This is a genomic window from Pseudoflavonifractor gallinarum, from assembly GCF_014982855.1.
Classification (GTDB): domain Bacteria; phylum Bacillota; class Clostridia; order Oscillospirales; family Oscillospiraceae; genus Pseudoflavonifractor_A; species Pseudoflavonifractor_A gallinarum.
On record NZ_JADCKF010000002.1, the window covers coordinates 1 to 14,753 of the forward strand.

Annotated in this window: 10 protein-coding genes; 6 read left to right on the plus strand and 4 right to left on the minus strand. The window is 58.4% G+C overall.

The features are described from left to right. The 4 genes from INF37_RS02070 to INF37_RS02085 all read right to left on the minus strand — a co-directional run. The coding region (locus INF37_RS02070; protein WP_193536141.1) for a UxaA family hydrolase at window positions 1-325 on the minus strand (325 nt) is incomplete at its 3' end. Window positions 326-346: 21 nt separating this feature from the next. Further along, window positions 347-637, minus strand: a complete 291-nt coding sequence (locus INF37_RS02075) for a UxaA family hydrolase (protein WP_101691438.1) — start codon at window positions 635-637, stop codon at window positions 347-349. Window positions 638-759: 122 nt separating this feature from the next. Further along, on the minus strand, window positions 760-2,070 hold the full coding sequence (locus INF37_RS02080; RefSeq protein ID WP_193536143.1) for a nickel pincer cofactor-dependent isomerase, group 22: 1,311 nt from the start codon (window positions 2,068-2,070) through the stop codon (window positions 760-762). An 84-nt stretch (window positions 2,071-2,154) separates the two neighbouring features. After that, on the minus strand, window positions 2,155-3,522 hold the full coding sequence (locus tag INF37_RS02085) for a GntP family permease (RefSeq protein ID WP_193536145.1): 1,368 nt from the start codon (window positions 3,520-3,522) through the stop codon (window positions 2,155-2,157). A 261-nt stretch (window positions 3,523-3,783) separates the two neighbouring features. Here INF37_RS02085 and INF37_RS02090 point away from each other — a divergent pair, with 261 nt between their 5' ends. The 6 genes from INF37_RS02090 (at window position 3,784) to INF37_RS02115 (ending at window position 14,749) form a co-directional block, all read left to right on the plus strand. Next, window positions 3,784-5,568, plus strand: coding sequence for a sigma-54-dependent transcriptional regulator (locus tag INF37_RS02090; protein ID WP_193536147.1), 1,785 nt, complete (start codon window positions 3,784-3,786; stop codon window positions 5,566-5,568). A gap of 185 nt (window positions 5,569-5,753) precedes the next feature. Further along, window positions 5,754-8,225, plus strand: a complete 2,472-nt coding sequence (locus tag INF37_RS02095; protein WP_193536150.1) for an S-layer homology domain-containing protein — start codon at window positions 5,754-5,756, stop codon at window positions 8,223-8,225. 140 nt (window positions 8,226-8,365) lie between these two features. After that, window positions 8,366-9,754 carry an undecaprenyl-phosphate glucose phosphotransferase gene (locus INF37_RS02100; RefSeq protein WP_193536152.1) on the plus strand — a complete coding sequence of 463 codons (1,389 nt, stop codon included), beginning with the start codon at window positions 8,366-8,368 and terminating at the stop codon, window positions 9,752-9,754. A gap of 16 nt (window positions 9,755-9,770) precedes the next feature. Then, a complete protein-coding gene (locus tag INF37_RS02105; protein WP_193536154.1) occupies window positions 9,771-12,218 on the plus strand; it encodes an O-antigen ligase family protein in 2,448 nt (815 codons plus the stop codon). Window positions 12,219-12,350: 132 nt separating this feature from the next. Further along, a complete protein-coding gene (locus INF37_RS02110) occupies window positions 12,351-13,436 on the plus strand; it encodes a hypothetical protein (protein ID WP_193536156.1) in 1,086 nt (361 codons plus the stop codon). A 176-nt stretch (window positions 13,437-13,612) separates the two neighbouring features. Continuing rightward, window positions 13,613-14,749 carry a glycosyltransferase gene (locus tag INF37_RS02115; protein ID WP_193536158.1) on the plus strand — a complete coding sequence of 379 codons (1,137 nt, stop codon included), beginning with the start codon at window positions 13,613-13,615 and terminating at the stop codon, window positions 14,747-14,749. The last annotated feature ends 4 nt before the right edge of the window (window positions 14,750-14,753 follow it).

The following is a 14,753-nucleotide window of genomic DNA, read 5'->3' on the forward strand; positions in this document are numbered from 1 at the left end:
TGATGACCTGCTTGAGGGGCTTGTTGGTACGCTCCTGGATGGCCTTGACCACCAGGTCCATCTGGCAGTTCTCACAGCCCAGGGAGACCACCACGGTGCCGTAGACGTTGGGGTTGGCGGCAAAGCCAGCCATCACGTCCATGGTCAGCTGCTGGTCAGAGGCGACCTGAGAGCAGCCGTTCTGGTTGTTGAAGGTGACGGAGCCCACCACCTGCTGGGAGATGATGCGGGTGGTGTCCGATGCGCAGACGCTGGCGGGCAGGATCAGAACCTTGTTCCGGATACCCACGCGGCCGTCGGGACGCTTATAACCATAGAAATTCATGCCTTACTTCCTCCTTTTCCCTTATGCCTCGGCTTCCAGGTCCTCGCGGTGGCTCTCCACATTGTGGACGTGGACATGCTCGCCGGCCTTGATGTCGCAGGAGGCAATGCCGATGTGCTCGCCGTACTTGCAGATGGGGGAACCCTTGGAAATGTCGCAGACAGCCAGCTTGTGATAGATGGTGATGTCCTGCCGGGCGGTGAGGGTCTTCTCCTCGTTGCCGCTGAGGTAGGTGACAGTGTCGCCGCTCTGAATGGCCTCAATGGCCACGGCTACATTGTCCTTTGGATCAATGATCATTGCATTACGCATAGTAACCTCCAGGCGCTCAAGCGCGTAAAATCAGAATAAAAGCTCCCGCTGCCGCATTTGGGTGGCCTGCTGCAACCATCCCCAAATGCGGCAGGGGAATGGAAAGGGAGCCGCAAAAGAAATTACCAGAGATTTCCCTTTTCATCAAAGGGCCATTCCTCCGGTTCGCCCTCCAACTCCATGTTGGGATGGGCCTTAACCTCGTCGATCAGCGCCTCGGAGACCCAGATGTGACCGATCTCCATGGTGTTGGCGATACGAACGATACGGGGGTGAGCCTTGTCGATCTCGTTGCAGATCCGGACAGCCAGCCGGATGGCACCCTGGTCGCTGTGGGAGAAGATGGGCATCTTTACCATGTTGACCAGAGTAGAGGTAAGGGCGTTGGGATATGTGATGTCCACGTCGGTCTTATCGACCAGACGCTTGGTGGTCACGTCGGCCACACCGATGCCGTTGGCATTGCCGTGGCTCTCATCCGTCAGGTCCAGAACCACCGTGCGCTGAGCGCAGATGGGACCGGGGACTTCATTGCGCTGACGTCCGGGGCTGCCGAAGGTACCGGAGACGTTGGGGTCCATGCCGTCGCCGGAGATGTTCTTGCCCAGACGGTCCACGACCAGGACGTCGGTCTTTTCGATCCAGAGACGACCCATCATACGATTGGCCTCCTGAAGCAGGGCGGGCTCCTGCTCCCAGATCTCCTGGGCGTCCAGCGCGGCGATCTTGTAGGTCTGGTCATAGGCGTTCTCGATGATACCGACGCCGGCCAGAATGTTGGTGTGGTCAAACACAACGCGGGCAAACTGGGGCATGATGCGGCCCATGTTCTGGAAGCCGGACTCATGGACCGACTCCGCACCGTGCTGCTTGCCCATGCCGATCACAGCCATTTTCAGCAGGCCGCTCTCGTAGGGGCCGCGGAAGGAGGTGTGGGGCTTGATGCGGCCGCAGAGGATCACGCCGTCCGCCTCATGGGCATACTTGTCGCTGAAAACGGGCTTGCCTTCCACGGTATCGCCCAGGTAGACCGTCTCCATGGTCGCACGGATGGGGCAGCCCATGGTCTCCTCGGTCACATGATAGCTGCGCAGAACTTCCAGCTGGCCCTCGGGGGTAGCGCCGCCGTGGCTGCCCATGGCGGGGAAGACAAAGGGATTTGCGCCGCACTCCTTTACAAAGTCAACAATGGCGCGGATAATGATGGCAATGTTAGCGATGCCGCGGCTGCCGCAGGTGATAGCGATGGACATGCCGGGACGGATCTGCTTGCGGATGTTTTCCCGCTCCAGCTGGGCGTGAACCACCGCGGGGAGTTCCTCCGGCTCAAAGTGGGTAGAGTCAAACTTCTGGTGAACACGCACCATCTTGGGAAGGGAGACACTCTGACAGAGTTGTTCCACAACACTGTTCGGATTGCTTTCAAAGGCCATGATAAAGCTCCTTTCTGAAATCGTGGAGGGCGAGGGGCAGATTCGGCCACCTCCAAAGAGAGGTGGCCGAATGGAGGTAAATGATTATACCATGGGGAACAGAAGAGCGCCCACAATGGCGGCAATCAGGGTAAACACGGTCACGGTGAAGATGGGCCAGGTGTAAGTCTTCAGACCGCCGGTGACGGTGAAGCCAGACAGGTTGGTGCAGACCCAGAAGCCGGAGTCATTGACATGGCCGATGGAAATACCGCCGGCCAGGCAGGCCATGGCGATCCACACGGGATGCACGGGCACGGAGGGGGCGATGGTGGACATGATGGTCATGGCAGTGATGCCGGCCACGGTACCAGAGCCCTGCGCCACACGGAAGATAAAGCCGATGAAGTAGGCAAAGAGCAGCACGCTCACCACGGAGCCGGTGCCGATGTTCAGGGCGCTGATGAGGGCGTCGCCGATGTTGGTGGCGGCGATCACGCTGCCGAAGGAGCCGCCGGCGCCGGTGATGGCCAGCGCCACGCCAGCGGTACCCAGGGCGTTGTTGGCGGAGGCCTCAGCCTTCTTGCGGCCGATGTACTTCCAGGCCACGACGTAGGCCACCAGAACGGCCATGAGCAGGGTGAAGATCTTGTTGCTCAGCAGGGAGACCGCCAGAGAATCGGCGGGAGCACCGGTGGCCTGAAGCACAGAGCTGATCAGAATGAGCACAACGGGCAGCAGCAGAGGCACCATGGACAGAGCGAAGGAGGGCTGGGGCAGATCCTTGCGGTTGGCCTCGTGCTCCGAGAGGTTCTTGAGCACATCCACCTCGTGGTTGACGTCCTTCTCATCATTAAAGAGGCCGGCGTTCAGGGCCTTGGTGGTGATGAGCATGGAGGGGATCAGCACAATGACACCCACAATCAGGCCGACCACCATCTGGGTACCCAGGCTGTAGCCCAGCAGGTCGGGCGCGGCCAGCGGATTGGGCGTGGGGGGGATGTAGGTCTGGGCGATCACGTCGCCGATGATGAGGGCGGTGCTGACATAGGCCATGGGCTTATTGATCTCTTTGGCCACGGCGATGCCGATGGGGATCAGGATGATAAAGGTGATATCAAAAAACACGGGGATGGCGAGCAGGAAGCCGGCGCCGGCCAGGGCCCACATAACGAACCTGGCGGGTACGGCATGGACCAGGGTGGTGGCGATCTTCTGCGCCATACCGGTGTCGCTCATCAGCTGACCCAGCAGGACGCCCAGGCCGATGGGAAGGCCGATGCTGGTCATCATGCTGCCGAAGCCGGAAGCGATGGTATCCATAGTGGTGAGAACGCCAAGACCACAGGAAATACCCATGTAGGCACTGGCGATGACCAGGCTGACCATGGGGTTGAGCTTGGGGATGAGAATCAGGCCAATGATCAGCGCAATGGAGATGGCCAGATTCACAACTAACATAGTGCTATTCATTTACTTCTCTCCTCTTTGTAGTGATAGTGGGTACTTAGTTGATCAAAAAGGCAATCCCCTCCTTGTGTCCAGTCCCAACTGTGGAGACGTGGAAAATCTCAACAGTTTGATCAAGTCTATTGTAACGAAAACTGTCTATTCTTGCAATTGGAGCTAAACCGATATTTTGTTTCTTTTTGAAACGAGCGGAAAAAATATTGTCTCTATTTTGGTTATGTGGTAAAATTGATTTCAAAAAGAAACAGTGTAGGGGGGACATTGATGGAACAAAATGTACGGGTACTTGGAGTCGTACCCTATGAGGGAATGAAGACGCTCCTGTACAACCTGGCCGAGGAGTATCCGCGGGTGAGCATGGATGTATTTGTGGGGAACATGGAAAAGGGTGTGGAGATCGCGGAGCACTATTTTCACACCGACTATGATGTGATCCTCTCCAGAGGCGGTACGGCCAGTATTCTCCAGGGGAAAGGACTGCCTGTGGTAGAGGTGGAGATCTCGCTCTATGATGTGTTTTGCGCACTACGCCTGTCCAACGGCATCCGGGGGAAGGTGGCCATGGTGGCCTATGCCAACATTACCATCAGTGCAAAAGTCCTGTGCGACCTGCTCAACTACCACGTGGATATTTTCACGGTGGAATCCCTGGATGCGCTGGAGCCCAAGTTGAAGGAATTGCAGACAGAGCAGTATGATACCGTGCTGTGCGATATGACGGCCAGTATCATTGCCCGGCGGCTGGGGTTCAATGCGATTCTGATCACGTCCGGGATCGAAAGTCTGCGAAAGGCATTGGAGCAGACGCTGAGCCTCTGCCGCAGCCATGAGCGCCTGCGGCAGGAAAACAGCTTTTTCCGGGAGATCCTGCGGGGACAGGCGGGAAAAATTGCGGTGCTGGACAATCAGAACGGCGAGGTGTTCTTTTCCACCATGGAGAATCTGGCACCGGAACTGCTCGAAGTATTGCGGGGGGCCCTCCTGCTGCCCGGCATGGAGGAGGAGCGGGGACTGACCAAGCACATCAACGCCATGCGCTACTCCATCCAGGCGAGACGAGTACTCTTTGGAAGCAAAAGCTATACCGCTTTCTTTGTGGAAGAGCGCCGGATTCCCCTGGGGCCGGCACAGATGGGGATCTCCTATCTTTCCCGGCAGGAGGCAGAGGATGCCATTGCCGAACGCATGCAGTGCCTGCCTGGCCATGAACTGCGGGAGCAGATCCGGTATTTTGCCGGGAATACCGCGCCGCTGGTTCTCTGCGGGGAAGATGGGACCGGAAAAGAGACCGTCGTCCACCTGTTATATGTGCAGGGACCCTATCGGGGAAGCGCGCTGGTATCCATCCACTGCGGTCTGCTCCATGAAAAGGGTTGGAATTTCCTGTTAGAACATCACAATTCCCCGCTGTTGGACAGCGGACATGTGATCCACATCGCACATGTCCAGTCCCTCTCTCCCGAGCGGAGAGACCAGCTGATCGGTGTGCTGAAGGAGACCGATGTGTGCCGGCGCAATCATGTCATCATTTCGTGTGTCTCGCAGGAGGGAGAGCAGATCTCCGCCGAGGGCGCACAGTGGCTCAATGGGTTGGGCGCACTCTCGCTGTATCTTCCGCCTCTGCGTATGATGCGCGGTGAGATCCCCACCATGCTGCACCTGATTCTGGGGCGGCTGAATGCCAATGCACCCCATCCTGTCCTGGGGGCGGAGGAGCGGGCCATTGAACTGCTTCAGGAATTTCATTGGCCCCATAACTACATCCAATTCCAGCGGATCGTGGAAGAGGCGGCCACCACTGCGCCGGGGCAGACCATCCGGGCCGAGGATATTCGGCGGGTTCTGCAAAAAGAGCGGTATGAGTGTGTGCTCTCGCCTGCCACAAAGGGAGTCTGCGCACCGCTGGACCTGAACCGCACACTGGCCGAGATCGACCAGGACATCGTATTCCGCGTCCTGGAAGAGCTGGACGGGAATCAGACCGCCGCCGCCAAGCGTTTGGGCATCAGCCGCACCACACTCTGGCGCTTGACCCGCACAGCCCACTGATACCTTATATATAAAGAAACACAGGGGGCGGGAGGAAATAAAACCGGATTCTGTTAGAAAGATTACGCTTGTGTTACGGATGCGGGAAATCTATTGACCTTTTTTTCTTTGACGTGTATAGTAGGAACGAACCCAAGGGAGAGCATTGCCTCTCCGAGGGAAAATGTTTAAAGGAGGAACTCCACATGAACAACCTGAAGCGAGTGCTCAGTGTTGGTATGGCTTCTACCATGGTTCTTGGTATGATGGCTACCGCCAGCGCTGCTAGCTTCAACGATTTCACCGATAAGGATGAGATCGTCAACAAGGACGCCGTGTCCATGGTCACCGAGCTGGGCATCATTGCCGGTCTGCCCGATGGCTCCTACGGCGCCACTCAGAACATCGACCGCGCTTCCTTCGCCCGCCTGATCTGCGTGACCCTGAACGGCGGTAAGGAGCCCACCCTGGGCAACCTGACCACCAGCTTCACCGACACCAAGGGCCACTGGGCTGAGAAGTACATCGCCTACTGCGTGCAGCAGGGCATCATCGCCGGCAAGGGCAACAACACCTTTGCTCCTTCCGCTCAGGTGACCGGCTCCGAGGCTGCTAAGATGCTGCTGGTGGCCGTGGGCTACAACACCACCTACGAGGGAATCGGCGGCGCCACTTGGCAGGTCAGCACTGACGTTCTGGCCAACCAGGTCGGCCTGTACAAGGGCCTGGAGACCATCAACACCTCCGCTGCCCTGACCCGTGACCAGGCTGCTCAGATGATCTACAACGCTCTGAACGCTGAGATGGTGAAGTACGAGATCGTTCCCGGTGTGAGCACCAACGGTCAGATCGTGGCTAACACCCAGCGTCAGGAGACCGGCGAGACCCTGCTGGAGAAGGCTTTCAAGGCCGTCAAGGTTGAGGGTGTCGTTCTGGCCAACGAGTACGCTGCTCTGAATGGCGCCGGCGTGCAGGACGAGGGCAAGACCTATGTCCAGCTGAACGACGCTCCCAAGGGCCTGAACAGCACTGGCGCCTTCAAGGTGTCCACTGATCTGGACATGGTTGGTAAGACCGTGACCATGTTCGTGCAGCCCGATGCCAACAGCACTCAGACCTCCAAGGCCGTCGTGCTGGGCAACGCTCTGGAGTCCGATACTAACAACGTGGCTGTCCTGACCGCTGGTAAGGACTCCGCCACCAAGATCAAGGAGTACCTGGACGACAACAACCTGAAGACCAACAGCAGCACCGAGTGGTATGTCAACTATGCCATCCGTACTACTGGCTCCGGCGACAGCACCAAGAACGATCCTCTGACCACCAACGAGGCTGGTAAGGAGCTGACCTTCATCGACAACAACGATGACGGTGTTGTCGATTACGCCCTGCAGCTGGTCAAGACCTTCGGTAAGGTCACCAGCTACAACGACAGCAAGGACGGCACCATCAACGTCAGCGCTGTCAACCCCGCTGATAGCATCACCTACAAGAGCCTGAGCAGCACCAAGGCTGCCAAGGACATCAACGGCTTCGCTGACGTGAAGAAGGACGACTATGTCTTCATCTACAAGATCGGCAACAAGGAGTTTGTTGAGCCCGCCAAGTCCGTCGAGGTGACCGTCTCCTCCATCAAGGGCAACAAGGTCACTGCCGACGACACCACCTACGAGCAGTCTGGCCTGGTGAAGGGTGTCAACGAGGATGCCAAGAACCTGAATGAGGCTGTTGAGCTGGGCGACAAGGTCACCTTCTACCTGGACAACGCCGGCTACGTGGTTTACACCGACGCCGAGGCTGCTGCCGACGAGTACCTGAAGGTCCTGGCTGTGGATAGCTTCAGCAGCGTCAGCGGCTACGCCAACACCAAGATCCTGAAGACCGACGGCACCACCGAGGTTGTCAACGCTTACTATGACAACGGCACTAAGAAGGTCGCTCCTACTGAGGGCGCTATCTACGCTTACAGCGTCAACTCCAAGGGCGTCTACAAGCTGGTTCTGACCGACCTGACCGAGAAGAACATCAACAGCACCACCATTGAGAAGGGCAAGACCCAGATCAAGAGCGGTGTTCTGGCCAATGCTCAGACCGTGTTCGTGATCGACCGCGGCAACGACGTCTACACCGTCTACACCGGTATCGCCAACGTGCCCAAGGAGATCACCGTTAAGACCGGTAGCGCTATTGTTGACAAGAACAACATCGCCAAGGCTGTCTTCATCAGCGACAGCGATATGACCGGTTCCACCGAGGGCGTCTATGTCCTGGACAAGAACCCCACCGTGACCGGCACCTCCGATGACAAGACCTACACCTACGATGTCATCTACAAGGGTGAGAAGACCACTCTGACCTCCGAGGACGGCAAGCTGTTTGCCTCCAAGGGCTACTATGACAACGTGTCCATCAACGGCACCGAGATCACCAAGGTCACCGGTTCCGCCATCCAGCCCAGCGAGGCCACTGTTGCTTCCAAGGGTCTGGTTGCCAACGCTCAGGGCACCTTCAGCTACAGCGATAGCACCAAGGTCCTGTACGTGGACGGCACCGACGTGTCCGAGTCCTCCATCGGCGCTATCACCGTGAAGGACGGCGACATCAAGGGTGACAACATCCTGGTCATCAAGGACAGCGACAACGAGAACATCGCTGCCTACGTCCTGATCTGCAAGTAATTGCTGATTGACGGATCGCTGAAAAAACAATAAGTTTCACCCCCGGGGATTTCCCCGGGGGTGTTTTTATTTGACAGAACAGGCGGAAACGGGGTAAAATAGAACACTGTGATACCCAATGAAATGGACGGGAGTATGCCATGATCAAGGAAAATCAGGTCCTGCTCAACCGCCTGAATGTGATTTCCGACGGACTTATCATTTTTTTCACGCTGCCCATTGCCTTCTGGCTGCGTTTCTATGTGTTGCCCGGCGGCGTGATCAGTGTTCCCTTTTCTCAATATCTGATTTTGGCCGGCGTGTTGGTGGCGGTGCATCTGTTCACCTATGCCGCCTTTGGCCTGTACCGCTCGTTCCGGCAGACCAGGCTGCTGCGGGAGCTTCCAAAGCTCTGGTGGGCCAGTATTCTGGATATGACGGTGCTGCTCAGTGTGCTCTTTGTGCGGCATGATATCCATGTTTCCCGGTGGACACTGGCCATTTTCTTTGCCCTGAATCTGTTTTTGCTCAGCGCCAAGCGGGTACTGCTGCGCAGTGTCCTGCGCCATGCCCGGCAGCAAGGGTATAACCAGAAACATGTGATTCTGCTGGGGAGAGGCCCCATGGCCCGCCGCTATCTGGAGACCATCCGGCGGGAGCGGGAGCTGGGCTATCATCTGGTGGGGTATGTGGCCGCCGAGCATGAAAAAGCCTGGCAGGAGCTAAGTTATCTGGGGGATTATGAGGCACTGGAGTCGATTCTGGACCTCTACCGTCCGGATGAGGTGGTCTCGGCCGTGGATCTGGAGGATTATCCCCAGACACCCCACATCATCGCTGCCTGTGAAAAGACCGGGACCAAGCTCTCCATCATTCCCTTTTACGCGGAATATATGCCCTCCCGTCCCCAGTTTGATGATCTCAACGGAATTCCCATGCTCAACATCCGGCGTATCCCTCTGGACAATTGGGCCAACGCCTTTTGTAAGCGTGCCATGGATGTGGTGGGTTCGCTGGTGCTGCTGGTATTTACCTCTCCCATCATGCTGGCGGCTGCCATTGGGGTGAAGCTATCCTCCCCGGGACCGGTGATTTTCCGTCAAAAGCGCATCGGGCGGAATAAAAAGCCCTTTTATATGTACAAATTCCGCTCCATGCGGGTGAATGACCGGCAGGAGACCGGATGGAGCAGCTCCACTGACGACCGCAAGACCCGCTTCGGTGCACTGCTGCGGAAATGCTCCATTGATGAGTTCCCCCAGTTTTTCAATGTGCTCCGGGGAGATATGAGCCTGGTGGGCCCCCGTCCAGAGGTGCCCTACTACGTGGAGCAGTTCAAAGAGGAAGTTCCTCTTTATATGGTCAAGCACCAGGTGCGGCCCGGCATCACCGGATGGGCCCAGGTCAACGGCCTGCGGGGCGATACTTCCATTCAAGCCCGGATCGAGCACGATATCTATTATATCGAGCACTGGAGTCTGCTGTTTGATATCAAGATCCTTTGTTTGACGCTGGTGAAGGGATTCATCAACGATGAGAAATTACACTGATTGAGGAGATGGATGAATGGGTAAGCATAATACATCCACCCGCCGGACGGGGGTCGTTCCACGATCCAACGGGCTGTTTGCGCTGATTGGGATCGGATTCTTTTTCCTGTTGGCGGCCCAGGCGGGTGGTTCGGACAAGCATATTGCCGTGGCTGCGGTCGTACTCTTTTTGGCCTGCTCCATTGGCCGCGCTCCGGCCCAGCGTCTGGGAGAGCGGCTGAGCATTCCAGTACTGGCGGTATTCGCCTATCTGCTGCTCAATGGGGCGGCCAGCCTGTATAGCCGTTTTGGCAGCTTCGCGGGGACGGAGTTTTCCAAGATCCTGGCGGCGCTGTGTGTCTACGGTGTGGTACTGGTGCGCGCCAAGCGGGAGGACGCCCCCAGGCTGGCAGCCATGACCGCGTCGGTGACGGCGGCCTTTTCCCTGCTGAGCCTGGACGCCGCCGCGGGCAAGCTGCTGGCAGGCCCCTTCTTCCGCCTGATGGACGCGCTGGGCTGTCAGTTCCAGTATATGTCCACCGGATATGAGGAGGGTGTGCGTATCACCGGTATTTTGGGGAACCCCAACGTACTGGGCGGAATGCTGGCGCTGGGCGTGCTGCTCTCCTTCTATCTGGCTATGACGGCCCGGACCACCCGGAGCCGTGTGGGGGCGAGCATGCTGCTGGGGATCAATACCCTGGGCTTTTTGCTGGCCTTCAGTATGGGCGCCATCGCGATGTTTATGGTGTCCGTGCTGCTCTATCTGCTGGCCGCCCCGGCTGGGAAGCGGCTTTCCCTCTTCCTGCTCATGGCCCAGGACGCGGTCGTGTCCCTGGTGATGATGTTTGTGGCCTTCCAGGGCCTGGGGAAGAGCGGAGCGCTGGGCATGCTTCCGGTTCTTGCTGCCGTGGCGGCGGGCGGACTGCTCTATGGGGTGCAGCGCTTGGTGGGGGACCGGCTGACTACGGTCCTCGCCTCCCACGGAAAGGCCGCCGGGATCACGGTGGCGGTGCTGGCGGTGCTGGCGGTCTCCTATGTGGTGCTGGGGTATCAGCTCTCCGGCGGGATCGCCCTGAACGCGGGTGAGGATCTGCGCCGTTCGGTCTATCCCGCCCCCGGTACCTATACGCTGGAGGGAAGCTGGGAGGGACCGGTCTCCGTTGTGGTGGAGAGCCAGAATGCCTCCCAGACCATCATGCACACCAGCACGGTGCTCTACTCCGGGGATCTGGAGGGGGCCTCCTTCACTGTGCCGGAGGATTCCAAGGTGGTCTACCTGAATCTCAGCGCACCGGAGGGGGCGAATCTGGAGAGCCTCTCCCTCTCCAGCGGAGAAAAGGTCCGGCTGGGTTACCTGCTGCTGCCCGAGTTTGCGGCAAACCGTATTCAGGGCCTCTGGGCCAACCAGAACGCCATCCAGCGTGTGGAATTCTGGCGGGATGGTCTGAAGATCTACCAGGAGAGCCCCATCATCGGAAACGGTCTGGGCTGTGTGGAGGGCACGGTCACCCAGGTCCAGAGCTTCTACTATGCCAGCCGCTATGTGCACAACCACTATATTCAGGTGCTGGCTGAGATGGGCATTCCCGGACTGCTGGTGTTCCTGACCATGCTGGGCAGCAGCGCCGTGATGCTGCTGCGCCGCCGCCGGGAGGGAGAGGAGGATCTGCTCCTGTCCACCCTGCTGGCCTGTCTGGCCATGCTGGCCCTCCACGGAGCGGTGGAGGCCGTCTGGTCCATCAGCGCCTATCAGGCCCTTGCGCTGCTGCTGCTGGGCGTGATGGCGGTCTGCTATGGCCGGCCGGTCGCCAAGCTGAGCGGAAAAGCGGCCGGATGGATCGCGCTGGGCGGACTGTGGCTCTTCCAGCTGGTCTTTGGCTGGTTTGTGTTCAACTATATTACCGCCAGCCGTCAGTATGAGGAGATCCAGGCGGGAGTCCGGGAACAGACCCCCTATACCATGAGCAATCTGGCTGCCCGGGACCACTACGGCTGGGCCCAGTACAAGCTGGATATGGCAGTCAACGCGGCCACATCCGAGGTGCCTGAATTCCGGGAGCGGGCGGCAGAGTATGCCCGGGAGCTGCGCCGTCTGAAGATCCATTCCGTCAATTACAGCCTGGAGAAGTACCACTATGCCGACCTGGGACAGTACGAGGAGCTCTTTGCAGCCTCCCGGGAGGGCATTCCCCAGAAGGCGTCGGTGGTCGAGACCTGGCAGGAGGAATTTGACCTCTATCGGGAGATCTTCCCCTGGAGTGCGGAGGAGGACAAAGACCGGATCGGACAGATCGACTGGTATGTGGACCAGATCCTCCTTACCTGGCAGATGCTGGAGGAGTACAATGCCGGACGCCTGGAGCAGATCACGCTCAGTGAGGAGAACCAGGCCTTTGTGGAACAGATGAAAGCGCTGGATGAGACAGGAGTCACCGGAGAGGCGGCTCTGGCGCTGCTTGCGGCCATGGGCGCCCAGCCCTGAGCCCTGTGAAAATCATCGCTATACCGGATCGGCGGGCCCCTTTTTGGGGCCCGCCGATTTTTTCTGCCCGTTCCGTGTACGGAAACGTACAACATTCTGCCATGGGGAGGGATAGGGTAAGGAGGGATTTTGATGGCAAACGCATATACGCCCGGATTTCACCTCAACCAATGGGCAGCGGAGGACTCCTTTCTGCGGGAGGAATTCAATAACGACAATCGCATTCTGGATGAGACGCTCCTCGGTCTGACCGGTCGGACCGACCTGCTGGAGCGGCAGGTGAAGCCGCTGGGACTGGAGGTCTATAACCTCATGCTGCAAAACTACTATGAGGGGAAAGAGACCGGATACCGGCAGGCCCTGGCCTTTGACGGCTTTCAGGACGATAGCTTCCTCGCGTCCGTGACCCCGGGGGCCTACCATGATGCAGCCCAGAAGCAGATCCGGATTTTACCGGATGTCCCCAATTTCAGCACGGGATTTGCGGCGGAGCCTGGGTACGATGACAGGGGAGATTCGAACCGGGAGCGGTTTGTCTTTGTCAGCTGGCCCGGACCGCAATATGAAACCGAAGAGACAAGCTTTATCCCAACCGGCTTTGGTACGCTGCAGCAGATCAAGATGCGTCTGGCCTGCGGCAGCTATTCTTCCGAAAATCAGAATTTGCAGACCCGGGTGGAGATCAAGCTGGGGGAGGAGACGCTGGGGATCAGCGACATTCAGGTAGTCCCCAATACTGCGGTGGTTGAGCTGACCTACCAGTTTTCCGGCGGGATACGGGTCCAGCCCTATCAGAGTTATACGTTGGTTCTGCGCAATGTGGGGGGAAAATATTATATCAAAGCCACCCGGATCAAGGCGGACAATAACAGTGATATGGGCTATACCTGTATCTATACCCCGGACAGTCTGGCCAGCGGAACGGTGACCAGCAAGGACATCACGCTGACCCAGGATTACCGGAAGGCCATTGCCTGGGTGCGTCATACGGGAACGGTGGGCATCAAGGTACGAGACTCCGCCGGAGGCTATACGGATCTGGTACAGGAGAGCGTACGCAATACAGAGGAACTGAACGGGAACGCCTGCCAGGAGAGTACCTTCTCCGTTTTGCTGCCGGATGGGACCAAAAACACATCCACAGCGGTACAGATGGTCCTGACCCGGGGAAGCGACGGGGCGGGCGTGCTCTACGACTACGGTGTGGCCTTCCTTTAACCGATTCCATAGAGCAATGAAAATCAGGGATACAGCAGGGACAGCGCCTGTTGTATCCCTGATTTTTTGATCATCATCGGTTGCTTTTTGCTGTTCCCTGTGGAAAAAGACGTCCTTTTCCAGTAGACGGGAGAGGGGAGGGTATGATATGCTGTGTGGAAAGAAGGTGATCGCATATGGGCCAGAAAGTACTCTTTACGGCCTCTACATATTCCCATATTCTGCATTTTCACCGCCCCTACCTGCGCCGTTTCCGGGAGGAGGGGTGGGTGGTCCATGTGGCCTGCGGCGGAGCACCGGCATCCATTCCAGAGGCGGATGAGGTGATCCACCTGCCCCTGGAGAAAAAGATGACGGCGCCCGCCAATTGGGCCGCCGCCCGGATGTTGCGCCGGAAGATCCGGGCGGAGCGCTATGCCCTCATTGCCACGCACACCTCCCTGGCCGCTTTTTTTACCCGTATGGCGGTGAAGGGGATGCGGGAGCGGCCCAAGGTGATCAACATGGTGCACGGCTATCTCTTCGATGACGATATGGCGCCGGTGAAGCGGACCATTCTGCGTACGGCGGAGCAGCTGACGGCAGGAGAGACCGACCTGCTCCTCACGATGAACCGAGCGGACCTAAATCTGGCCCACCGGTACCACCTGGGAAAGGAGATCGGCTCGGTTCCCGGCGTGGGGGTGGATTTTTCCCGCCTGGATGGGACCTCCAGGGAGCAGGGACTGGCGTTGCGGGTCCAGTATGGGCTGAAGGAGGAGGACTTTGTACTGGTCTATGCCGCAGAGTTCTCCCAGCGGAAGAGTCAGGCCGTGCTCATCCGGGCCATGGCGGAGCTGCCGGAGCGGGTGCACCTGATCCTCCCGGGTGAGGGCGCGCTGCTGGAGGAATGCCGGATGCTGGCGGCGGAGCTGGGGGTAGAGGAGCGAGTCCTTTTTCCAGGATACTGCACCCACATGGCGCCCTGGTATGCCGCCGCGGATGCGGCGGCTGCGGCCAGCCGGATCGAAGGGCTCCCCTTCCATGTGATGGAGGCCATGTATCTGGGACTCCCGGTGATCGCCAGCGCGGTCAAGGGACATGTGGATCTGATCGAAGAGGGCCAGAACGGATTGCTCTATCCCTATGGGGACAGCGAGGCCTTTGCCCGGCAGGTGCGGCGTCTCCTGGAGGAGCCAGGGCTGCGGGATGGAATGGCGGCACGGACACGGGCATCCGTTTTGCAGTATGGCCTGGAGCAGGTGCTGCCTCAGGTCTGGGACTGCTATACCGCGCTGTTCCAGGAGAGCCGGGAGAAAAGTTTGGTTCGGTAAGCAG